Genomic DNA, 21,345 nt, shown 5'->3' with positions numbered 1-21,345 from the left:
AGGTTTCCCTCGTGGCCGCGCCTGTGACTCCTCCGCCTCTGCCCGTCATCTGGCGTCCGCACCGCACGAGAGTCGTCGCGTACGGCTTCGCCGTGCTGATCGTGCTGGGCGCCACGGTGATGGCGATCTTCATCTCCGAGCCGTTCACGCTGATCGACCGGGTCGCCCTGGTGTTGTTCGGCTGTGCGGTGGCCTTCGTCCTGCACCTGCTCGGGCGGGTGCGGGTCGAGGCCGACGACAAGGGCGTGACGATCGTCAACGCCGTGCGCACCTACCGCTACACCTGGCCGGAGGTCATCGACATCACGCTGCTCGTCGGCGACCCCTGGCCCCGCATCGACTTCTCCGACGGCCGCACGATCGGCGCCATGGGCATCCAGGGCTCCGAGAAGGCCCGCGCCCGCCGATCCACGGCCGAGTTCGCGGCCCTGATCCGCGAGCGCGGCGAGGCGCAACGCGATTAGTCGTCGCCGAAGACCTCGTCGAGGTTTGACGCGGTGGCGCCGCGCAGGCGTCGTGGTAGCCGTCGACGTTGCCCCGGAGACCCCATGCCAGCAGTTCCAGCGCGAAGCCGGGGCGGCGGCAGATCATCTCCAAAGGCATCTCATGCTGAAGGCTGGGGGGCATCGGCCTTCCTTTCGTTGTGTGATGGGAACCTTGCTCTCTGTGGTCTGGCAATTGTGAGCGGTTCTCACGCGTGGTAGCGCGTAATCTGAGAGCGTGCTGCGGCGGACAATCACGGCGACGGACATCGAATCGCCCGAAAAGCTCATCGAGTTGCTCGACCGTCACGCCTACCTGGCGGACGAGGGGCTGGCCACGGCCGCGTTCCTCGCGCTCAGGATGGGCAGGCCGCTCTTTCTGGAAGGGGAGGCGGGAGTCGGCAAGACCGAGCTGGCCAAGACACTCGCGCAGTTGCTGGACGCGCCGCTGATCCGGCTGCAGTGCTACGAGGGCCTCGACGCCGCCCAGGCGCTGTACGACTGGGACTTCGCGCGGCAACTGCTCCATCTGAAGGCCGCCGAGGCCGCCGGCGTCACCGACGTGGGCCGCCTTGAGGGCGAGATCTACGACCGGCGGTTCCTGATCGCCCGCCCGCTGCTCAGGGCCATCGAGACGCAGCCGAGCGTGCTGCTCGTCGACGAGGTCGACCGGGCCGACGACGAGTTCGAGGCGTTCCTGCTGGAGGTGCTGTCCGACTTCACCATCTCCATCCCGGAGCTCGGCACCATCACGGCCCAGACCCCGCCGGTGGTCGTGGTGACCTCCAACCGGACGCGCGAGGTGCACGACGCGCTCAAGCGCCGCTGCCTCTACCACTGGCTGGAGCATCCGAGCTTCGATCGGGAGGTGGCGATCCTGCTGCGCCGCCTGCCGGAGTGCACCGAGACGCTGGCCGCCCAGGTGGCGCGGGCGGCCGAGAGGCTGCGTCAGGCCGACCTGATCAAGCCGCCCGGAGTGGCGGAGACGCTCGACTGGACCGAGGCGCTGCTCACGCTCGGCGCGCGCGAGCTCGACCCCGGCCGCGCGGCGGCCACGCTGGGCGCCGCGCTCAAGTACCGCGAGGACGTGGAGAGCGTTCTGGCCAACGGGCTGCTCGGCGACGGGGATGGGCGACGGGCGGGTCATGGATGAGCTGGCGGCCACCGTCACCGGCTTCGCCACCACACTGCGCGCCGCCGGCGTCGGCGCCGACCACGAACGCGCCCAGAATCTGCTGAAGGCCCTCGGCCACCTCGACGTGACCAGCCAGGCCGACTTCTACTGGGCCGGGAGGCTCACGCTCTGCGCCACCCCCGACGACCTGCCCAGGTACGACCGGTGCTTCGAGGCGTACTTCGGCGGCCGGAGGGTGACGGCCGGCCCGGCGAGCACCACGACGGTCACCCGGCACACCGCGACCGGCGACGGCGAGCAGGACGACGAGGGCGCCGCCGCGCCCGCCACGGCCAGCCGGACCGAGCTCCTCAGGCACCGCGACGTGGCCAGGCTGACCGAGAGCGAGCGGGCCGAGGTGCACCGGATGCTGTCCATGCTGAAGAACGGGCGCGCCCGTCGCCGTTCCCGGCGGTTCGAGGCGTCGCACCGGGGCGAGATGGACCAGCGCCGCACCATCCGTGAGGCGCTGCGGAAGGGCGAGGTGGCCCGGCTGCTGCGCCGGGCGCACACCACCCGGCCGCGCCGGGTCGTGTTGTTCGTCGACGTCAGCGGCTCGATGGCGGCCTACTCCGAGACGCTGCTGCGCTACGCGCACGCCCTGGTCAGGAGCGAGCCGCGAGCCACCAGGGTCTACTCGGTCGGCACCCGGCTCACCTCGATCACGGCCGAGCTGCGTCACCGCGACCCGGGCACGGCGCTGAACGAGGTGTCGAGGACCATCCCCGACTGGAGCGGCGGGACCAGGCTGGGCGAGGAGCTCAGAGAGTACCTGAGCCGCCACAGCGCGAGGGGGGCGATCGTGGTGATCGCCTCGGACGGCTGGGAGCGGGGCGACCCCGAGTTGCTGGGAACCCAGCTCGCCAGGCTTTCCAGGCAGGCCTATCGGGTGATATGGGTCAATCCACACAAGGGGTATGAGGACTACCAACCGCTGACCGGAGGGATGCGGGCCGCCCTCCCGTACCTCGACGACCTGGTGGCCGGGCACAGCCTGGCCGCCTACGCGGAACTCAGTGAAAGGCTCGCCCATGCGTGACGTGCTGCCGGAGATCATGCACTGGTGGAACTCGGGGCTCAGGTTCGGGCTCGCCACGGTGGTGAGCACGTTCAGCAGCGCGCCCCGGCCACCGGGCGCGGCGATGGCGGTGCACGGCGAGGAGGTCGTCGGCAGCGTGTCCGGCGGGTGCGTCGAGGGCGCGGTCTACGAGCTGGCCTCTGAGACCGACGTGCCGGTCCTGCAGAGGTACGGCGTGACGGACGACGACGCCTTCACCGTCGGCCTGACCTGCGGCGGCATCATCGACATCCTGGTCGAACCCGTCTCCCGGGAGACCTTCCCCGAGCTGGGCGAGATCGCCGGGTCGCTGGCCGCGCACGAGCCCGTCGCCATCGCGACCGTCATCTCCGGCCCCGGCAGGGTCGGCGCCCGGCGCGTCGTCTGGCCCGGCCGCTCCTCCGGGACGCTCGGCCTGGAGCGCCTAGACGAGGCCGTCGACGACGACGCGCGTGGCATGCTCGCCCAGGGCCTGACCGGCGTCCGGCACTACGGCGGGCAGGGCGAGCGGAGGCTGGACGACCTGGCCGTGTTCGTGCACTCCTTCGCGCCGCCGCCGCGCATGCTGGTGTTCGGGGCGATCGACTTCGCCGCGGCCATGGCCCGGGCAGGCAAGTTCCTGGGCTACCACGTGACCGTCTGCGACGCCCGGCCGATCTTCGCCACGGCCAGGCGCTTCCCTGAGGCGGACGAGGTCGTGGTGAAGTGGCCGCACGACTACCTGGCCTCGGTGACGGTGGACGAGCGCACGGTGATCTGCGTCCTGACCCACGACCCCAAGTTCGACGTGCCGCTGCTGCAGGTGGCGCTGCGCACCGACGCGGGCTACGTGGGCGCGATGGGCTCGCGCCGCACCCACGACGACCGGCTGGTACGGCTGCGCGAGGCCGGCATGACCGAGGCCGAGCTGGCCCGGCTGCGCTCGCCCATCGGCCTCGACCTCGGCGCCCGGACCCCGGAGGAGACCGCGGTCTCGATCGCCGCCGAGCTGATCCAGCTGAGGTGGGGCGGCTCGGGCAAGCCGCTCACCGAGACCCGGGGCCGCATCCACCACGACGGGTAGGAGCCGATCATGAACTCACCTCGCGTGGCCGGGCTGCTGCTGGCCGCGGGCCAGGGATCCCGGCTCGGCATGCCCAAGGCGCTGGTCACGTACGAGGGGGAACGGCTGGTCGACCGCGGGGTGCGGCTGCTGGAGGAGGGCGGCTGCCATCCGGTGGTGGTCGTGCTGGGCGCGGCGACCATGCAGGTGCGGGGCGCGGTGACCGTGCGCAACCCCGGCTGGGCCTCCGGCATGGGCTCCTCGCTGCGGGTCGGGCTGGGCGCGCTGCCCGAGGAGGCGCCGGCCGTGGTGGTGGCGCTGGTCGACCAGCCGTTCATCCGGCCGGAGGCGGTGCGCAGGCTGATCGGGGCCGGCGCCGAGGTGGCCGTGGCCACCTACGGCGGGCGGCGGCGCAACCCGGTGCTGATCGCGCGCCGCCACTTCGCGCGGGTCGCCGAGCTGGCGGTGGGCGACGTGGGCGCGCGGCCGTTCCTGAAGGCGCACCCGGAGCTGGTCACCGAGGTGCCCTGTGACGGCCTCGGCGACCCGGCCGACATCGACACGCCCGAGGATCTGGACCTGCTAGAAGCGGAATGAGGCGACCGCCGCCCGGTGGTCGCTGCCCGTCGCCGCGGCCACGCCCGCCTCGGTGGCGGTCATCCCCTTGTAGAGGATGTGGTCGGGCCTGGTGATCGGGAACGACGACGGCCAGGTGAAGCCGAACCCGTCGCCGGCCTCCTGCTGGGCGTCGGACAGCGGGGGAGTCAGCCCGCTCATGCCCCGGTCGGTGGTCGCGGTGTTGAGGTCGCCGAGCAGCAGGATCCGCTTGCTGACGTCGGCGTCGAGGAGCTCGCGGGCGGCGGCCAGGGAGACGTCGCGCGAGGTGGTGTGCCCGGGACGGGCCGAGGCCAGGTGCATCACGTACACGGTGACCTTGCCCTTGGGGGTGGTCACCACGGCCCGCAGCGCGCGTGGCCAGCCGAGGCCGACGTCGACCGGCCACGCGTCGCTGATCGGGTAGCGGCTCCACAGGCCGACCGTGCTGACCGTGTAGCGATGCCGGAACATCTTGTTGAGCTGCTTGGCCGCCGGGCCGCCCACGGTGAGCTCCTGCGCCGCCAGCAGGTCGAGGTCCTTGGCGATGGACCGCACCGCCTCGCCCGAGGCGCTGTTGGTCACGCCCACGTTCACGGTGCCGACCGCCAGGTCGCTGGGACCGCCGGGCGGGGTGCGCAGCAGCGCCGAGCCGAACATGACGCCCCACACCACTCCCGGCACCAGCGCGGCCGCCGTCGCGGCCTTGGACCGCGCCGCGAGCGCCGCCAGGACCAGGAGCGGCACGGCCACGCCCAGCCACGGCAGCAGGCTCTCCATCACCGGGGTGAACCCGCCCAGCACCGGGATCAGGCGGTGTCCCGCCATGGCCACGGCCACCACGACGGACACGACGATGACGACCCGCTTCAGCATTTGATCCACGCTAGCGGCTCGCTGCCCGCCACGCTGACGCGCTAACCTGTTGCCGACGCAACGGAACATCATTCGGTTCACGGGAGCCCGGCATGCGCATCGGTATGGCACTCAACTACTCGGGCGGCTTCAAGGAGTCGGTCGCCGAGCTGGCCGACTACGAGAAGGCCGGACTCGACATCGTCTTCGTGGCCGAGGCCTACAGTTTCGACGCGGTCAGCCAGATGGGCTACATCGCGGCGAAGACCGAGCGGCTGGAGATCGCCTCCGGCATCCTGCCGATCTACTCCCGCACGCCGACGCTGCTCGCCATGACCGCCGCCGGGCTCGACTACGTCTCCGACGGGCGCTTCACGCTCGGCATCGGCGCCTCGGGGCCGCAGGTGATCGAGGGCTTCCACGGCGTGCCGTACAACGCCCCGCTGGGCCGTACCCGTGAGGTCATCGAGATCTGCCGCAAGGTGTGGCGGCGCGAGCGGGTGGAGCACGCGGGCAAGCACTACACGCTGCCGCTGCCGCCCGGGCAGGGCACCGGCCTGGGCAAGCCCTTGAAGATCATCAACCACCCCGTACGCCCCCGCATCCCGATCGTGGTCGCGGCCATCGGCCCGAAGAACGTCGAGCTGACCGCCGAGCTGGCGGAGGGCTGGGAGCCGATCTTCTACGTGCCGGAGAAGGCGGCCGACGTGTGGGGCTCCTCGCTGGCCGCCGGCAAGGCGAAGCGCGCGCCCGAGCTGGGCGAGCTCGACGTGATCGCCCAGGCGTCCCTGGCCATCGGCGACGACGTGTCGGACCTGCTGGAGTTCGGGCGGCCGATGGCCGCCCTGTACATCGGCGGCATGGGCGCCAAGGGCCGCAACTTCTACAACGACCTCGCCCGGCGCTACGGCTACGAGAAGGAGGCGGAGCAGATCCAGGAGCTCTACCTCGACGGCAAGAAGCAGGAGGCCGCGGCGCTGGTGCCGAGCGAGCTGCTGGAGAAGATGTCGCTGGTCGGCAGCGAGGGCTTCGTCCGCGACCGGGTGCAGGCCATGAAGGAGTCGGGGGTGACGACGCTGAACGTCGCGCCGTTCGGCCGGACCCACGAGGAGCGGCTGAAGCTGATCGAGACGATCAAGGAGCTCGCTTCCTGATCCTCTGCCCGCCGCAAGCGGGGAAGACTCGCCGATCCCGTCCCGTGAAGGGCCGGGCGGAAGCCCCCGTGCTCCGCCCGGCCCTTCACGCTCAGGCGACGCCCTTGAACCCGGCCACCGGGCGGGGCGTCACCGTGACCGGCACGCCGGCCTCCTCGTTGGCGCGCAGCGCCTCGCCGAGGACGGGCCCCGGCGTGCCCAGCACGGTGATGGCGATCGTCTCCACGCTCAGCGCCGCCTGGCCGATCCACTCGTGGGCCACCTTCAGGTGGTGGTCCATCGCGCCGGCGTCGGGGTAGAGGTGGATCTGGGTGAGTTCGGTGCCGTCCTCGCTGGTGAAGGCGTGGTAGCCGAGGGCGTCGGGCTCGTGTGACCGCACGAACGCGGCGTACTCACGGGCGAGCTCGGGCAGGTCCGCGGACTTGCCCTCCTGGGCGCGGTGACGGGAGACGAAGATGAACGCTTCGGACATGACAGCTCCTTGATCGGTCGGTCGGTGAGGGGACTCAGGCAGGGGACGGGGACGCCTGGCGGCGGGCCTTCAGCAGGCGCGTGAGCAGCGCGGCGGTGGCGGCGGCCGGGACGACGTGGAGCACTCCGGTGCCCTGGAAGACGAGGTCGAACGGCTCGGCCGCCGGATATCCCCCTTCCATGATCGGCGCGATGATGTGGGTGACCAGGCCCTCGACCGTCCCGAACAGCAGCACGAAACCCACCAGCGCTCCCGTCCAGAAGATCCACCAGCTCACCGCGCGGAGCGGGCCGGAGCTCCGCCTGCTGACGGCGAGGGCGAGGGCGGTGACGGCGAACAGGGCCAGGGCGATGACGACCGCCGCGTACCGGCCGGGCGTGCCGAAGTGCACGGCCCCGTACACGTGATGGACCGTCGTGGTGACGCCCTGGGCGGCGCAGGCCAGCAGGACCCCCGCCTCGGTGGATCTCACGCGCTCGGGCGCGTCGGTGACCATGTGCTCTCCTTGTGGCAAATACTGTGAACCATGGTTCACAGTATCCATGAACATGTGTTCACAGTAAAGGGCGGGATGATGGCCGCCCGTACGAGAGAGTCCGGAGGAGATGACGTGGTGCCTCGCCGCACGCCGCAGGCGACCCAGGAGCTACGGGCCGCGCTGATCCAGCACGCCCAGCGGCTCGTCGAGCGCGACGGGGCCCAGGCCCTGACCATGCGGGCGCTCGCCACCGAGGCGGGCTGCGCCGTGGGGCTGCCCTACAAGATCTTCGCCAACCGCGAGGAGCTGGTCGCCGAGCTGGTCGGCCTCGAGCTCGGGCGGCTGCGGGCCGCGTTCGACGCCTGGGTGGCCGAAGCCGGCACCGGGACCGTGGCCGGCAACCTGGCCCGCTACGCGCGCATCCTGCTCGAAAGCGACAGGGCCGCCCTGACGCTCGCCGGCGAGATCGACGACGAGGCGCTGACGGCCGTCGTCGACGACAAGGTGCGGGAGTCCGGGCTGCCGCTCTCCTTCGAGTCGGCCGTGACCGACTATCTGCTGGCAGAGCAGCGCCTCGGCCGGGTCTCCGCCGACGTCGACGCCCGCGCCTACGGCTTCCTCCTCACCGGCGCGATCCACAACCTCGTCGTGGCCGGCGAGGCCTACCCCCGGCCGGACCGCGACGAGCTGGATCGCATGCTGGCCGCCGTGGCCCGCCATCTGGGCACCGGCTGAGCGTCCTGGGGCTCTAGGGTGGGTCGGAAATGCCGTTACTCAAGTCATTGGCGGGGATATGTCCGACGAGGCGCCGTCCTTGGTCGCCGGCCGATACCGGCTGGACGAGCTCATCGGCAGCGGGCCGATGGGGGAGGTGTGGCGCGCCTACGACACGCGTGCCGACTGGACCGTGGCCGTCAAGCTGCTGGGACCTCAGGCCGTGGGCGCGGCCACACGTGAGGCGCTCCAGCGGCACGCCCAGGCCGTGGCCAAGGTCATCCACCCCAACGTGGCGATGGTGCTCGACGTCGGTGATCGCGACGGGGCGCCCTTCCTCGTGCTGGAGTTCCTCACCGGGGAGAGCCTCGGGGAGGAGCTCGCCGCACGGGGGCCGCTGCGGATCGTGGACGTCTGCGATCTCGTCGGGCAGGCCGCGGCCGGGCTCGACGCGGCGCACCGGGCCGGGGTGGTGCACGGGCAGGTCGGGCCGGACAGCTTCCGGCGGGCCGGCAGCGGGGTGCTGAAGGTCGTCGGGTTCGGGCTGGCCGACCAGCCGCCCGCGCCGGACGCCGTCCGCTACCGCGCCCCCGAGTTGGCGGACGGGCGCTCCGTGAGCGCCTCCGCCGACCTGTACGCGCTCGGCTGCGTCTGCTACGAACTGCTGTGCGGCCGTTCCCCCTTCGAGAACACCGGAGAGAAGCCGGCCGGCCCCCACGCGCCCGATCGGCCCACCGGCCCAAGCGTGCCCACCGGGCCGGGCGTGGCCGGTGAGCCCGGTGAGCCCGGTGAGCCCGGTGAGCCCAGTGGGCCGCTGCCGCCGAGCCGTCACCGGCCCGAGGTCCCCGCCGAGCTGGACCGGCTGGTGCTGGCCATGCTGTCCAGAGACCCGGCCGGCCGACCGGCGGGCGGGGAGGCCGTACGCCGGGCGCTCGCCACCATCGCCAGGCCGCGCCCCCAGGCCACGCCCCTGCCCGCGCAGGGCAGGGCCGCCACCTTCCCGACCGGCGCCCAGCGCGCCGGCGACACGGCGATCTTCGAGGCGCTCCCCGGTGCGGAGCGCGCGTCGAACAGGAAGCTGTTCGTCCAGCTCGGCGTGGCGGTGGCGGTCATCGTGGCGGTCACCGTGGGCATGATGGCGTGGGGCGGGTCCGGTCGCGCGCCGGTCTCCGCTCCGGCCACCAGCCCGCCCGCCCCCTCCGCCGAACCGGCCACGACCGCGCCCCCCACCAGCGCCCCACCCGAGCCGGCGCCGACCGCCACCCCCGGTGAGGTGGTCACGCTGCGGGAGACGGACGCCCCCGATCCCAAGGCCACCCTGCGCGACACCGTGCCGCCCGGCGGATGGCCGAAGTGGCTGAGCGAGTTCGACAAGGCCGTGACGGCCCAGGAGGCCATCGGCGGCATCGAGCCCAGGACCGCGCGCAAGGCCCACGACAAGATCAGGAAGTCCGCCCGGAAGTTCGCCGAAGGACGCGAGGAGTCCGGCCGCCGCGAACTCCGCGACATCGTGCGCGACCTGGCCAGGGCCCAGGAGAAGGGCGACGTCGACACCGCCGGCCCGCTGGCCGACTTCCTGAACGACTGGCGCCTCTAGCCACCCGGCGACGGGCCCCGGCCCCGGGCCCGTACATTGGCGCCATGACCCACTATTCCGGGCGCCGGGCCCGGCTGGCCGAGCTGCTGCCCGCTCACGACGTCGAGGCCCTCCTCGTCACGTCGGCCGTCAACGTGCGTTACCTCACAGGACTGTCGAGCTCCAACGCGGCCGTCCTGGTCAGGGCGGACGGCTCGGCGCTGCTCGCGACCGACAACCGCTACATCGACAAGACCGGCGGCCTGGACGTCCCCGCCGTCGAGGCGTCCGACGTGGCGGCCAGGCTGGCCGCGCCGGGCGTCGGCATCGAGGCCGCCGACATGAGCGTGGCGACCTTCAACCGCCTGGGAGGCCTGGTACCGCTCGAACCCCTCGTCGAACGGCTGCGCGCGGTCAAGGACGAGAACGAACTGGAGCTGCTCCGTACGGCCTGCGCGATCAGCGACCAGGCGTTCGCCGACGTCTGCGGCGCCATCAGGCCGGGCGTGACCGAACGCGACGTCGCCCGCCTGCTCGAAGCCCGCATGATCGAGCTCGGCGCGGACCGGCCCGCCTTCGACACCATCGTCGCGGCGGGAGAGAACGGCGCCGTCCCGCACCACGCCCCCACCGGCAGGCAGCTGCGCGCGGGCGACCTGGTCACCGTCGACTTCGGCGCCAACTACCACGGCTACCACGCCGACATGACCCGTACCGTCTCCATCGGCGAGCCCGCGGCCTGGCAGCGCGAGATCTACGAGCTCGTCGCCGAGGCCCAGCGGTGCGGCCGGGAGGCGCTCGCACCTGGGGCGGAGGCCTGGGCGGTGGACGCCGCCGCCCGTTCCGTGATCAAGGAGGCGGGCCACGGCGACCACTTCCGGCACGGGCTCGGGCACGGCGTCGGACTGGCGATCCACGAGGAGCCGTTCCTGGGCCCTTCACGGACCGGTAGACTCGAAGACCGAGTTCCGATCACCGTCGAGCCGGGGATCTACCTCCCCGGTCGGGGCGGCGTTCGCATCGAGGACACCCTCGTGACACGTGAGGGCGGGCCGGAACTCCTCACGAAGACGTCCAAGGAGCTGCTCGCGCTGTAGAGCGGCCACACGCGGGAGAGAACGAGTGGCGACGACCAACGACCTCAAGAACGGCATGGTGCTGAAGCTCGACGGCGGGGAGCTCTGGGCCGTTGTGGAGTTCCAGCACGTCAAGCCGGGCAAGGGCGGCGCGTTCGTGCGCACCAAGCTCAAGAACGTCCTCTCGGGCAAGGTCGTCGACAAGACGTTCAACGCCGGGGTGAAGGTCGACGTGGCCAACGTCGACAAGCGCGAGATGCAGTACTCGTACAAGGACGGCGACGACTTCGTCTTCATGGACACCGAGACCTACGACATGGTCAACGTGCCCGCGGGCACCGTCGGCGACGCCGCCAGCTACATGCTCGAGAACACCCTGGCCACGGTGGCGTTCAACGAGGGCTCCGCCCTCTACGTCGACCTGCCGGCGGCGGTCGAGCTGACCATCTCCAACACCGAGCCCGGCCTGCAGGGCGACCGCTCCACCGGCGGCACCAAGCCCGCCACGCTCGAGACCGGCGCCGAGATCAAGGTGCCGCTGTTCATCACCACCGGCGAGAAGGTCAAGGTCGACACCCGCAGCGGCGAATATCTCGGCCGGGCCTGAGGTGTCGGCACGCGGTAAAGCACGCAGGCGGGCGCTCGACATCCTCTTCGAGTCCGAGCTCCGCGGCGAAGACCCCCTGAAGATCCTGGCCGAGCGGGTCGAACGCCAGGACCCCCCGGTCAACGAATACACCTCGGCTCTCGTCGAGGGCGTCGTGCGGCATGGCGCCCGCATCGACGAGCTGATCACCACCTACTCCGAGAGCTGGACCCTCGACCGCATGCCCGCCGTCGACCGCAACCTGCTGCGCGGCGGCACCTACGAGCTGCTGTGGATGCCCGACGTGCCCGAGGGCGTGGTCATCAGCGAGTGGGTGCACCTGGCCTCCGAGCTGTCGACCGACGAGTCCCCCCAGTTCGTCAACGGGCTGCTGGCCCGGTTCAAGCAGCTCAAGCCCAGCCTCACGCTCTGACGCCGGCCCTCAGCGGAGCAGCTCGGCGAGCCGCCGCCAGTCCTCGCGCGGCGGCCGGGCCGGGCCGTGCCGGCTGATGCTCTGCAGCACCACGTGGTCGGCTCCGGCCGCCTGGAAGGCCTCGATGCGGGCCCGGATCCGCGCGTCGTCACCCCAGGCGAAGAGCTCGTCGACCAGCCGGTCGCTGCCGCCGTCGGCCAGATCGTCCTCCGCGAACCCGCCGCGCAGCCAGTTGTCGGCGTAGTTGGTCAGCCGCAGGTACGGCTGCAGCGCCCCCCGGGCCAGCGCGCGGGCCCGGTCCGGGTCGGTCTTCAACACGATGCCCAGCTCGGGAGCGAGCAGCGGTCCTTCGCCGAGGACCTGGCGGGCCGCGGCCACCTGCTCGACGGTGACCAGGTAGGGAAAGGCGCCCGCAGACCGGTCGCGCGCCAGCCTCAGCATCCGGGGACCCAGCGCGGCCAGCACCCGGCGCTCGCGCGGCACCGGCACGGGCGCGGAGTCCAGGGCGTCGAGATAGTCGTTCATGGCGGTGTACGGACGCTGGTAGCCCTCGATGAACTCGGGGTGACTGACCCCCAGGCCCAGCAGGAAGCGCCCGGGGTGGGCGGCCTCCAGCTCGGCGTACCGCTCGGCGGTGCGGAGGGCGTCGTAGTGCCAGATGCCCTGGATGCCGGTGGCCACGACGATCCTGGACGTGGCCGCCACCAGGCCCGCCGCCTCCTCGATGGTGCTGTTGCCCGCCCACACCGCGCTGAAGCCGAGCTCCTCCAGCTCCGCGATGGCCTCGGCCCGCACCTCCGGATCCTGGCGGGACGGCGCGGCGAAGACGCCGTACCTTCCGATCGTCGGGGTCGTGCTGCCGTTCATCGCGGAGACCTCCAGCTGGCCAGGGCTCGACAGGGTTCCACGACATGATGGACGAGGGGCGTTCGCCACGGCGGGCGCCGTCACGGTCCTCGCGACAACCTTGGCCTCGGCAACATCGCTCCCATACCCGGCCCGGCCCGGCGGGCGCTTCGACCTGGCAGGCGTGCGGAGCCCGCGCAGAGCGTAGGCTGGGTCGGGTTCGGTTCGAGGACGATGAGGAGGCGAGCCCACGTTGCGTGCTGAAGGCGTCACGAGGACCCCGGCGGTGCGGACCGCCGTCGTCTGGGACGCGCTGCGAGCCGAGCTGGCCGCTCTGGCTGAGGCCGCCGGGCGTGACCGGCTCGACATCGTCGACGCGGGCGGCGGCACCGGAGGGTTCGCCGTGCCGCTGGCCGAGCTGGGCCACACCGTCACCGTGGTCGATCCGAGCCCCGACTCGCTGGCCGCGCTGGAGCGCCGGGCCAAGGAGACGGGCGTGGGCGTGCGCGCGCTGCAGGGCGACGCGGCCGATCTCGGTGAGCTGCTCGATCGCGACAGCGCCGACCTGGTGCTCTGCCACAGCGTGCTGGAATACGTCGAGGACCCGATCGGCGCGCTGACCGCCGTGGCGAGGCTGCTGCGCGGCGGCGGCGCGGTGAGCGTGCTGACCGCCAACCCGGTGGCGAGCGCGATCCACCGGGCCCTGGCCGGTCACTTCGACGAGGCCAGGGCCGTGCTGGCCGATCCCCGTGGCAGCTGGGGCGACCGTGACCCCACGCCGCGCCGCTACACCTCGCGCGCCCTCGCCGAGCTGCTGACCGCGACCGGGTTCGTGGCGGGCGAGATCCACGGCGTGCGGGTCTTCGCCGACCTGGTGCCGAGCCGCCTGGTCGACGGCGAGCCCGGCGCGGCCGACGCGCTCGTGGCGCTCGAACAGGCCGCCTCCACCCATCCCGTGCTCCGCGACCTGGCCACCCAGCTCCACGCCCTCGGGCGCCGGAGCTGAGCGGCCCGAGGGAGAGCTCATGCCGGTCCGCTCCGCCACCCAAGACCTAGAACGTCTGTTCGGATAGACTCGAAGGCGTGTCCCGCAAGCAGATCACAGGCATCGGCCCCGCTCCGCGGACCGGGGCCGACGACACCGGTTGCCCGATCCTGCACGTCGACATGGACGCCTTCTTCGCCAGCGTCGAGCTGCTCGACCGGCCCGAGTTGCGGGGGAGCCCGGTGATCGTGGGCTCGCCGGCCGGGCGCGGCGTGGTGCTGAGCGCCACCTATGAGGCCAGGGCCTACGGTGTGCACTCGGCGATGCCGATGAGCAGGGCGCGCAGGATGTGCCCCCAGGCGACGGTCATCCCGCCCAGTCACGGCAAATACACCGAGGTCTCCAAGGGCGTCATGGAGATCTTCCACGCGATCACCCCGCTGGTCGAGCCGATCGCCTCCGACGAGGCGTTCCTCGACGTGGGCGGCGCGCGGCGCAGGCTGGGCTCGCCGGCCGAGATCGCCGCGTCGATCCGGGCTCAGGTGCTGGAGCGCTACGGCATCACCTGCTCGGTGGGGGTGGCGGGCAGCAAGTTCGTCGCGAAGCTCGCGTCCAAGCAGTGCAAACCCGACGGGATGCTCGTGGTGCCGGCCGACGAGGTGGTCGCGTTCCTGCATCCGCTGCCCGTGTCGGCGCTGTGGGGGGTCGGCGAGCGCACCGAGCAGACGCTCGTACGCCTCGGCATCCGCACCGTCGGTGATCTGGCCAGGGTGCCGCCGGGCACCCTGCAGCGTGAGCTGGGCCAGGCCGCGGGCGGTCATCTGGCGGCGCTGGCCTGGGGGCGCGACGAGCGGCCCGTCACCGCCCATGTGCCCGACAAGAGCATCGGCAACGAGGAGACGTTCGCGACCGACGTCGACGACCCCGAGACGATCAGGCGCGAGCTGCTGCGTCTGTCCGAACGCGTGGCCGCCAGGATGCGTAAGAGCGGCCACGTGGGCAGGACGGTGAGTGTGAAGCTGCGCCGAGCCGACTTCTCCACGATCACCAGGTCCCGCACTCTCAGGGAGCCGACCGACGTCGCCCAGGTGATCTACACGACCGCCTGTGAGCTTTTCGGCGCGGCCGGGCTCGAGCGGGTGCGGCTGCGTCTCGTCGGCGTCCGGATGGAAAACCTGCGCCCGGCCGACTCCGCGTCACACCAGCTCACTCTGGGTGAGCGGGAGACCGGATGGCGGGAGGCCGAGCGCGCCATGGACCGGGCGATCCACAGATTCGGGCCCGATGCGGTGCTCCCGGCATCGCTTGTTCGCGGGAGACTTGATGAAATGGAGACATGACGCCGATGTCACGGGGGGAGACATGTGGGGAGGGTTGGGGGGAGTGGTGCGCCGATGACCCTGATGACCCACAATGGAGCTATGACGTCACCTCCGGTTTGGTCTGCGTTGGACGTTTGCTTTCGCCTACGTCTACAGCCTCGTATTCTGGGGATAACCGACCGCGAGGTTCGGACACCCCGTGTCGTCCGTTGCCGTCTTCCCCGTCCAGGGGCCGTCCTTGGGAGGCGCCGTGCCGCTCTCTGAGCACGAGCAGCGCTTGCTCGACCAGATCGAGCAGGCCCTCTACGCCGAGGATCCGAAGTGGGCCAACACCGTAAGGATCAGTGACCCACGCAGCCATTACAAGCGTCGCCTGATCAAGGCCTCCATCGGCTTCGCTCTCGGCGTCATCCTGCTGATGGTCGGCGTGGTGATCAACTTGATTCCGCTCGGCGTCGGCGGTTTCGTGGTCATGCTCGCCGCGTGTCTGTGGGGCCTGTCCAGCTGGAAACGCATGAACGGGTTCGGTGACACCGCCGCGGCCGCCGGTGGCGCGCCCGTCGCGGGCAAGCCGGCCCGGCGGGCCAACCGCGGCAGTTTCATGGAGCGCATGGAAGAACGCTGGCGTCGCCGCCACGACGAGCATTGACCCCCGAAGCCCTGACTTTCGTGCGGTCGTTCCGCTGAGGAACGACCGCACGCACCGTCAGACCGTCACGATCCCCTTTGCGCTGCCGTCCGGCGCAGCCGGATGTTCTCCAGCCGGTCGAACCCGTCCAGCAGGCCCTCGCCCAGCCGCCGCAGCCTCCGCAGCGTCGACGGAGGCAGCAGCACCGCCCGCACCCGCCTCCCGCGCGGCACCGTCAGGGCCAGCGCCTGCCGCACGTTGCGCAGATCCTGCCTGAGGGGCCCGATCTCGCCCGGTTCCCGCGCGTACAACCCCCGCTCCACCGCCGCGGCGATCGCCGCGATCGACGCCGCCGAGGTCGCGTCGAACTCGTACTGCTCGGTCAGCCGGCGCGCGAGGGCGCGCGGGGTCTCGCTGGTCTCGCGGGCCATCCCGTAGTCGTACAGCAGGTCGTCCAGCTCCGCCCAGGCGGCCGCGACGGACGGATGGCGGCCCGCCATCACCCGGGCGGTCACCTCGTCGGAGGGCTCGGCCACCTTCCAGCCGAGTGCCCGGATCCGCCTGTTCCTGGTGACCAGCCTGATCAGGGCCGGCACCAGCAGGAGGATCAGCAGCGCGCCCGCGCCGATGCCCAGCTTGGCCGCCAGCGGCATCGAGTCGTCCGGCGGCAGCCCGCCGGTCGCCAGGGTGGCCTCCCGGTCGAGCTCGCGGGGGTTCTGCCGGGCCTGCGGGTCGCCCGTCTCCTCCTCGCCGGCGCTGGTCGCCCCCGGCGTCGGAACGGCGCCCTCGTCGGTGGGGGTGGACGGCGGCAGCGAGTAGTCAGGGACCCGGGCGCTGCCCTGGCCCAGCGAGCCGGTCGGCGTGGGCTCGAACGGCAGCCAGCCGACCCCCTCGAAGTAGAGCTCCGGCCAGGAGTGGGAGTCGTTCGTCCCGACCATCCACCGGTCGCCGACCTTCGTGCCGCCGGTGTAACCGATCGCCACCCGGGCCGGGATGCCGACGATCCGGGCCAGCACCGCCATCGACGCGGCGAACTGCTCGCAGTAGCCCGCCCGGTGACGCAGCAGGAAGTCCCGCAGCGCCGAGTTGCCGTGCCCCTGGGTCTTCAGGCTGTAGGTGAAGTCGCCGGTCCTGGTGAAGAACTCCTGCAGCTTCACCGCGGCCTCGTAGTGGTTCGCGGCGTCCGCGGTGACCCGCAGGGCCAGGTCCCTGATCTGCGGCGACAGATCCTCCGGCACGCTCAGGTAGCGCAGATCGGCGGCGGACCTCGTCTGCGGCAGTTCGCGGAGCAACTGGCCGGTGGGCGCGGGCTCGCTCGTGGCCACCTGATACTCCAGCCCGGCCGCCTCGTCGCGGGTGGAGAAGACCATGAGCGTGCCGACGTCCGCGCGCCAGTCGCCGGCGATCTGGATCTGCCTCGGCGGGTACGGCAACGGCAGGAACGACAGCTTGGCGATCTCCTCGCTGATCTGGACGTCGGTCACCACGTTGGTGAGCTTGACCCCCTGGCCCAGACCCGGCGGCGGCGGCAGCGGCCCGTTGTCCGTCCGGTTGTCCGGCGCGCCCTTGGGCTGCGTCATGCCGAACTGCTCGCCGTCGAAGGTGTCGAGCGAGTAGATCCTGAGATAGCGGGGCTTGTCGTCGTCGTTGGTGTAGGACAGCACGATCCGCCGCTCGGGCAGTTCGAGCTGCCCCTTCAGGTTCGCGATCGGATTGGGGATGCTGATCGAGTTGCCGGTGCCGGACCCCGAGCCGCCCACGCCGAAGGTGAAGAACGACACCGGCTCCATCGCGGGCAGCGCGGCCGGGACGAGCACGGCCAGCGCGATCGCGGCGAATCCGATCCGCTTGCCCGACAGCCGCAGCCCCCGCGTGTCGGCCGCGGCCTTCGCCGTGCTGGGGGCGACCGACCGGGTACGCCGCACCAGCACGGCCCGGCCCCACTGGCCCACCCGCTCACGGCCGTCGGCGATCAGCAGGCTGGTGAAGCCGAACGCGGCGACGATGAACGCGAACCAGTTGATCGGCTCGGTCAGGATCGTGGCCGGCACCGTGGCCAGCGCCAGCAGCGGCAGGCCGGCCAGCGCCGCCCGCCGCAGCCGGGCGGCGAACAGGTCGACGATGATCGCGATGAGGCCCACGCCGCCGGCGGTGAGCAGCGCGATGCCCTCGTTGGCCGGCACCGGCGCGGCGAACCGCTGGATGTCCGTCCAGCCGGTGGCCAGCAGGCGGGCCAGCTCCAGCACCGACTCCTTGGTCGGCACGATCAGCGCCCACGCCTCCTCGGCGCTGAACGAGGCGGTCAGGTAGATCCACAGCGCGATCAGGCTCGCCAGCGGCGCCGCCCACGCGGGCAGCGACAGCCGCCCGCTCAGCAGGCTGGCGACCATCACGGCCACCACCGCGCCCAGCGCACCCCAGAACCACGCGCCGCCCTCGAAGAGCGGGTAGAGCAGGATCGCCGAGGAGAACGTGGCCACCCCGGCCGCGATCGACAACCTCATGCCGCACCTCCGGGCGAGCTGAGCGCGTACCTGCCGCGATTGGCGGCGTCCTGCCAGACGGAGGCGATCGAGGTGCCCGCGGGCATCCGCACGATGCGCCAGCCGTATCCGGCCAGCACGCCCTGCACCGCCTGGTGTTCCTCGGAGGCGCCGGGCTCGGCGCCGTCCCACGTGGGCACGTCGAGCAGCACCGCCACCCCGGTCATGCCGGTGTGCCGGATCCTCGCCAGCTCCCGGGCCTCCTCCGGTTCGAGCGAGCCGAGCACGGCCACGACCAGGCCGTCGCCCCCGCCCTGCCTTAGCGCGGTCATCGCCGTCTCCAGCGAGCGCGCCGGGCTCTGCCGTACCACGGCCAGGGTGTCGAGCAGCGAGCGGCTCAACCCGGTGTCCGTCAGGTGCTCGGCGCCCTGGTCGGTCACCAGCCGCAGGCCCAGGCCCTCATGGGCGAGGTGCACGCCGATCGAGGCCGCGGCCGAGACCGCCACCTCGAAGGAGGAGCGCGGGCCCTCGCCGCGGTGGGCGTGCCTGCGGGTGTCGAGCAGGAGCGCGCCGCGGCTCTGCCACTGCTGCTCCTCCCGGCGCACCATCAGCTCGCCGTGGCGGGCGGTGGAGCGCCAGTGCACCCGGCGCAGGTCGTCGCCCTGCCGGTATTCGCGCGGAGCCACGTCGTCGTCGCCCGCCGCGGCCACGCTCCGGGTGCGGCTGTCGCCGCCCCCGGTCCACTCGCCGGACAGCCGTACGTGCGGTAACGCCACCACCTGCGGCGTCACCACCAGCGTGTCGCTGATCGTGAACGAGCGGGTCAGCTCCACCAGCCCGAACGGGTCGGCGATGCGGATCGACAGCGGCCCGATCGTGTAGCGCCCGCGCAGGTCGGAGCGGACCCGGTAGTCGATCTCGCGGATGCCCCGCGGCTCCACCCGGTCGAGGACGAACCGGGGTCGCACCCCCAGCGCGTAGGGGACCGTGTCCTCGATCAGCAGCAGCCCGGTCGGCAGCCGGGTGACGTTCTCCAGGCGCAGGGTCACGGTGGCGTCGCCGCCCGCCTCGACCCTGGCCGGGTCCAGGCGCCTGGCGCAGCTCAGCCGGTATCGGGTGCGGGCCACGACCATCGCGGCCAGCAGCGGCAGCGCCGTCACCAGCACGCCGATCCGGAACAGGTCGTTCTCGCCGAGCAGGATCGCCATCACCGACGCCGCGATGCCCGAGGCCAGGAACGACCGGCCCCGGGAGGTGAGCGCCTGAAGTCCGGCTCTCACGACGCTCGCGTCTCCGGCACGGGCACGCGCCTGACGAGGTCGGTCACCACCTGTTCCGGGAGGCGGCGCTGGCCCTGCGCCTCGACGCTCGGCAGCAGCCGGTGCGCCAGCACGGGCACGGCCAGGTCCTGCAGGTCGTCGGGGATGACGTAGTCGCGGCCGCTCAGCGCGGCGTGCGCTCTGGCCGCGCGGACCAGTTGCAGCGTCGAGCGGGGGGAGGCGCCCAGTCGCAGGTCGGGCGAGTGGCGGGTGGCGACGACCAGGTCGATGGCGTACTTCTTGACGGCCTGCGAGACGTAGACGCCGCGTACGGCCTCGATCAGGGCGCGCACCTCGGCGGTCGTGGCGACGGGCTCGAGCTTGTCCAGCGGGGAGGTGCCGCCGTGCACGTCGAGCATCTCCAGCTCCGCCGACGGCTCCGGGTAGCCCATGGCGACCCGGGCGGTGAAGCGGTCGCGCTGCGCCTCGGGCAGGGGATAGGTCCCCTCCATCTCGATGGGGTTCTGGGTGGCGATCACCATGAACGGAGCGTCCAGCCGGTAGGTCACCCCGTCGACCGTGACCTGGTGCTCCTCCATGCATTCCAGCAGCGCCGACTGCGTCTTGGGGGAGGCGCGGTTGATCTCGTCGCCGACCACGATGTTGGCGAACACGGGCCCCGGCTTGAACTCGAACTCGCGGGTCTGCTGGTTGTAGGCGCTCACGCCGGTGATGTCGCTGGGCAGCAGGTCTGGGGTGAACTGCACGCGCCGCACCGGACAGTCGATGGACCGTGCCAGCGCCTTGGCCAGCATCGTCTTGCCGACTCCGGGCACGTCCTCGATCAGCAGGTGCCCTTCGGCGAGCAGAACCGTCAGGGTGAGGCGGACGGCGTCACTCTTGCCTTCGACCACGGACTCGATCGCCTGCCGGATCCGGTGGGCGGTGGAGACCAACTCGTCGAGTTGCTGAGGGATGTCATGGGTTACTGCCACCAGGCCTCCATGAGACATGCGACGGCTGCCCCGCGCGAGGGTGTGCCGTTGCGGGAGCCATGCCTTTCTTTTCCATTGTCTGTACGACCCTACGACGCTGGGGGTTCGTGAGCGACATTTAGGGATTTTCAGCGAACTCCACAGATGTCAGGTTCTTGTCCCGATAGTGCGGCGAATCCGGTGACATCCGGCCTGTGATCCACCCCACTTTCCTCCACGCCGGCGTCGCATCCGCCCCACACCGACCAATTCCACGGCGCCGCCAACCCTCGACACGCCCATGAGGGTTGGCGCGCCCTCCACCGCCCCCCACCGCACCGCATCGCGCTGACCAGGACAAACGCGAGACGCGGAGGCTATCCAGGAAGTTAGAATCAGTTGACGGTGGGGAGAAGTGGAGTATGGTGGTGCGCAGTGGAGGGCCTGGTGCGCCAGCGCTGAGCAATTCACTGAGGCACGGGAGGTGGGGCCGATGTTCCTCGGCACCCATCAGCCGCGTCTCGACGACAAGGGACGGCTGTTCCTGCCGGCTAAGTACCGTGAGGAGCTGGCGGAGGGTCTTGTGATCACCAAAGGCCAGGAGCGATGCCTCTACGTCTTTCCTGTGGAGGAGTTCCAGCGCATTACCGAGGCTCTCAGCACCGCCCCGGTCACCGCCAAGGCGGTGCGCGACTACAGCCGCGTCTTCTTCGCCAGCGCGTCCGACGAGACTCCTGACAAGCAGGGGCGCATCACGATCCCGCAGAGCCTGCGCCAGTACGCCGGCCTGCAGCGCGACTGCGTGGTGATCGGGGCCAACACCCGGTTGGAGATCTGGGACTCCCAAGCCTGGGACACCTATCTCAACGCCCAGGAGCAGGCGTTCGCCGATCTGTCGGAGGAGGTGCTGCCAGGGATCTTGTAGTGAGACACGGTCGATCCGTCGGAGATGTCGTTCGGCGAGGTCTCCACCCGCAACCACTGCCGGCCAGCTGATGCACCTTCCCCGGTGTCAGATGGCGGGCATCCACGAAGAGGGTGCGGATGGGGACCTGGCCGGACGGCGCCGGGTGGGGACCCAGGAAGAGCCGATCGATCGCCGGCCGCGTCATCCGCGAGCAGGACGCGAGAGGGGGGTTGGAGATGTACGAAAAC

The 21,345-nt window shown here is 71.6% G+C and carries 22 protein-coding genes; 15 read left to right on the top strand and 7 right to left on the bottom strand.

Annotated elements, in window-relative coordinates:
• The first annotated feature begins 11 nt into the window (after positions 1 to 11).
• From AC5L3X_RS27300 to AC5L3X_RS27280, 5 genes are all read left to right on the top strand, one after another.
• Positions 12 to 464 (top strand): PH domain-containing protein, encoded by a 453-nt coding sequence (locus AC5L3X_RS27300; protein ID WP_225263700.1) that lies wholly within the window; start codon positions 12 to 14, stop codon positions 462 to 464.
• Positions 465 to 720: 256 nt separating this feature from the next.
• Positions 721 to 1,635 (top strand): AAA family ATPase, encoded by a 915-nt coding sequence (locus AC5L3X_RS27295; protein WP_494860633.1) that lies wholly within the window; start codon positions 721 to 723, stop codon positions 1,633 to 1,635.
• The gene (locus tag AC5L3X_RS27290) at positions 1,628 to 2,695 is read left to right on the top strand and encodes a vWA domain-containing protein (RefSeq protein WP_189126674.1); all 1,068 of its coding nucleotides are present in this window, start codon (positions 1,628 to 1,630) and stop codon (positions 2,693 to 2,695) included. Before AC5L3X_RS27295 ends, AC5L3X_RS27290 begins: the two co-directional genes overlap by 8 nt.
• Positions 2,688 to 3,776, top strand: a complete 1,089-nt coding sequence (locus tag AC5L3X_RS27285) for an XdhC family protein (protein ID WP_189126673.1) — start codon at positions 2,688 to 2,690, stop codon at positions 3,774 to 3,776. Before AC5L3X_RS27290 ends, AC5L3X_RS27285 begins: the two co-directional genes overlap by 8 nt.
• 9 nt (positions 3,777 to 3,785) lie before the next feature.
• A complete protein-coding gene (locus AC5L3X_RS27280; protein ID WP_189126672.1) occupies positions 3,786 to 4,352 on the top strand; it encodes a nucleotidyltransferase family protein in 567 nt (188 codons plus the stop codon).
• On the opposite strand, the gene AC5L3X_RS27275 is transcribed toward AC5L3X_RS27280, so the two are convergent.
• Entirely contained in the window at positions 4,338 to 5,225 is an 888-nt protein-coding gene (locus tag AC5L3X_RS27275) for an endonuclease/exonuclease/phosphatase family protein (RefSeq protein WP_494860632.1), read from the bottom strand. The genes AC5L3X_RS27280 and AC5L3X_RS27275 overlap by 15 nt on opposite strands.
• A 92-nt stretch (positions 5,226 to 5,317) precedes the next feature.
• Here AC5L3X_RS27275 and AC5L3X_RS27270 point away from each other — a divergent pair, with 92 nt between their 5' ends.
• Positions 5,318 to 6,358, top strand: a complete 1,041-nt coding sequence (locus tag AC5L3X_RS27270) for an LLM class F420-dependent oxidoreductase (RefSeq protein ID WP_189126670.1) — start codon at positions 5,318 to 5,320, stop codon at positions 6,356 to 6,358.
• A 91-nt stretch (positions 6,359 to 6,449) separates the two neighbouring features.
• On the opposite strand, the gene AC5L3X_RS27265 is transcribed toward AC5L3X_RS27270, so the two are convergent.
• Together AC5L3X_RS27265 and AC5L3X_RS27260 are read right to left on the bottom strand one after the other, a co-directional pair.
• Positions 6,450 to 6,830: an antibiotic biosynthesis monooxygenase gene (locus AC5L3X_RS27265; RefSeq protein ID WP_494860630.1), complete on the bottom strand. Its 381-nt coding sequence runs from the start codon at positions 6,828 to 6,830 to the stop codon at positions 6,450 to 6,452.
• Positions 6,831 to 6,864: 34 nt separating this feature from the next.
• Positions 6,865 to 7,326, bottom strand: a complete 462-nt coding sequence (locus AC5L3X_RS27260; protein ID WP_494860629.1) for a hypothetical protein — start codon at positions 7,324 to 7,326, stop codon at positions 6,865 to 6,867.
• Between the two features lie 114 nt (positions 7,327 to 7,440).
• Between AC5L3X_RS27260 and AC5L3X_RS27255 the strand changes: the two genes are divergently transcribed.
• Genes AC5L3X_RS27255 through nusB form a run of 5 tightly spaced genes read left to right on the top strand, consistent with a single transcriptional unit; the run spans position 7,441 to position 11,693 of the window.
• Positions 7,441 to 8,043 carry a TetR/AcrR family transcriptional regulator gene (locus tag AC5L3X_RS27255; protein ID WP_494860627.1) on the top strand — a complete coding sequence of 201 codons (603 nt, stop codon included), beginning with the start codon at positions 7,441 to 7,443 and terminating at the stop codon, positions 8,041 to 8,043.
• A 58-nt stretch (positions 8,044 to 8,101) separates the two neighbouring features.
• Entirely contained in the window at positions 8,102 to 9,619 is a 1,518-nt protein-coding gene (locus AC5L3X_RS27250; RefSeq protein WP_494860625.1) for a serine/threonine-protein kinase, read from the top strand.
• A gap of 44 nt (positions 9,620 to 9,663) precedes the next feature.
• Positions 9,664 to 10,695, top strand: coding sequence for a M24 family metallopeptidase (locus tag AC5L3X_RS27245; protein WP_494860624.1), 1,032 nt, complete (start codon positions 9,664 to 9,666; stop codon positions 10,693 to 10,695).
• A gap of 25 nt (positions 10,696 to 10,720) precedes the next feature.
• Entirely contained in the window at positions 10,721 to 11,281 is a 561-nt protein-coding gene (efp, locus tag AC5L3X_RS27240) for an elongation factor P (protein WP_189126664.1), read from the top strand.
• Between the two features lies 1 nt (position 11,282).
• Complete coding sequence (gene nusB / locus AC5L3X_RS27235; protein WP_189126663.1) at positions 11,283 to 11,693, top strand: transcription antitermination factor NusB; 411 nt, start codon at positions 11,283 to 11,285, stop codon at positions 11,691 to 11,693.
• Between the two features lie 9 nt (positions 11,694 to 11,702).
• Here nusB and AC5L3X_RS27230 read toward each other — a convergent pair whose 3' ends face one another.
• On the bottom strand, positions 11,703 to 12,560 hold the full coding sequence (locus tag AC5L3X_RS27230) for an LLM class F420-dependent oxidoreductase (RefSeq protein ID WP_494860621.1): 858 nt from the start codon (positions 12,558 to 12,560) through the stop codon (positions 11,703 to 11,705).
• 232 nt (positions 12,561 to 12,792) lie between these two features.
• On the opposite strand from AC5L3X_RS27230, the gene AC5L3X_RS27225 reads away from it, so the two are divergent.
• The 3 genes from AC5L3X_RS27225 (at position 12,793) to AC5L3X_RS27215 (ending at position 15,495) form a co-directional block, all read left to right on the top strand.
• Positions 12,793 to 13,545 carry a class I SAM-dependent methyltransferase gene (locus tag AC5L3X_RS27225; protein WP_189126661.1) on the top strand — a complete coding sequence of 251 codons (753 nt, stop codon included), beginning with the start codon at positions 12,793 to 12,795 and terminating at the stop codon, positions 13,543 to 13,545.
• Positions 13,546 to 13,622: 77 nt separating this feature from the next.
• Positions 13,623 to 14,864: a DNA polymerase IV gene (locus AC5L3X_RS27220; RefSeq protein ID WP_494860619.1), complete on the top strand. Its 1,242-nt coding sequence runs from the start codon at positions 13,623 to 13,625 to the stop codon at positions 14,862 to 14,864.
• A gap of 232 nt (positions 14,865 to 15,096) precedes the next feature.
• A complete protein-coding gene (locus tag AC5L3X_RS27215; RefSeq protein ID WP_189126659.1) occupies positions 15,097 to 15,495 on the top strand; it encodes an SCO2097 family morphological protein in 399 nt (132 codons plus the stop codon).
• Between the two features lie 65 nt (positions 15,496 to 15,560).
• On the opposite strand, the gene AC5L3X_RS27210 is transcribed toward AC5L3X_RS27215, so the two are convergent.
• The 3 genes from AC5L3X_RS27210 to AC5L3X_RS27200 are packed head-to-tail and all read right to left on the bottom strand — an operon-like array spanning position 15,561 to position 20,229.
• A complete protein-coding gene (locus tag AC5L3X_RS27210) occupies positions 15,561 to 17,978 on the bottom strand; it encodes a transglutaminase TgpA family protein (RefSeq protein WP_494860616.1) in 2,418 nt (805 codons plus the stop codon).
• Positions 17,975 to 19,237, bottom strand: a complete 1,263-nt coding sequence (locus tag AC5L3X_RS27205; protein WP_494860614.1) for a DUF58 domain-containing protein — start codon at positions 19,235 to 19,237, stop codon at positions 17,975 to 17,977. Before AC5L3X_RS27205 ends, AC5L3X_RS27210 begins: the two co-directional genes overlap by 4 nt.
• A complete protein-coding gene (locus AC5L3X_RS27200; protein ID WP_494860613.1) occupies positions 19,234 to 20,229 on the bottom strand; it encodes an AAA family ATPase in 996 nt (331 codons plus the stop codon). Before AC5L3X_RS27200 ends, AC5L3X_RS27205 begins: the two co-directional genes overlap by 4 nt.
• Positions 20,230 to 20,683: 454 nt before the next feature.
• On the opposite strand from AC5L3X_RS27200, the gene mraZ reads away from it, so the two are divergent.
• Positions 20,684 to 21,115 carry a division/cell wall cluster transcriptional repressor MraZ gene (mraZ, locus tag AC5L3X_RS27195; RefSeq protein WP_189126655.1) on the top strand — a complete coding sequence of 144 codons (432 nt, stop codon included), beginning with the start codon at positions 20,684 to 20,686 and terminating at the stop codon, positions 21,113 to 21,115.
• The last annotated feature ends 230 nt before the right edge of the window (positions 21,116 to 21,345 follow it).

This window comes from Nonomuraea sp. CX421 (assembly GCF_059358955.1).
The sequence above is the reverse complement of the archived record's forward strand: the minus strand, read 5'-3'. Positions and strand labels throughout refer to the sequence as shown.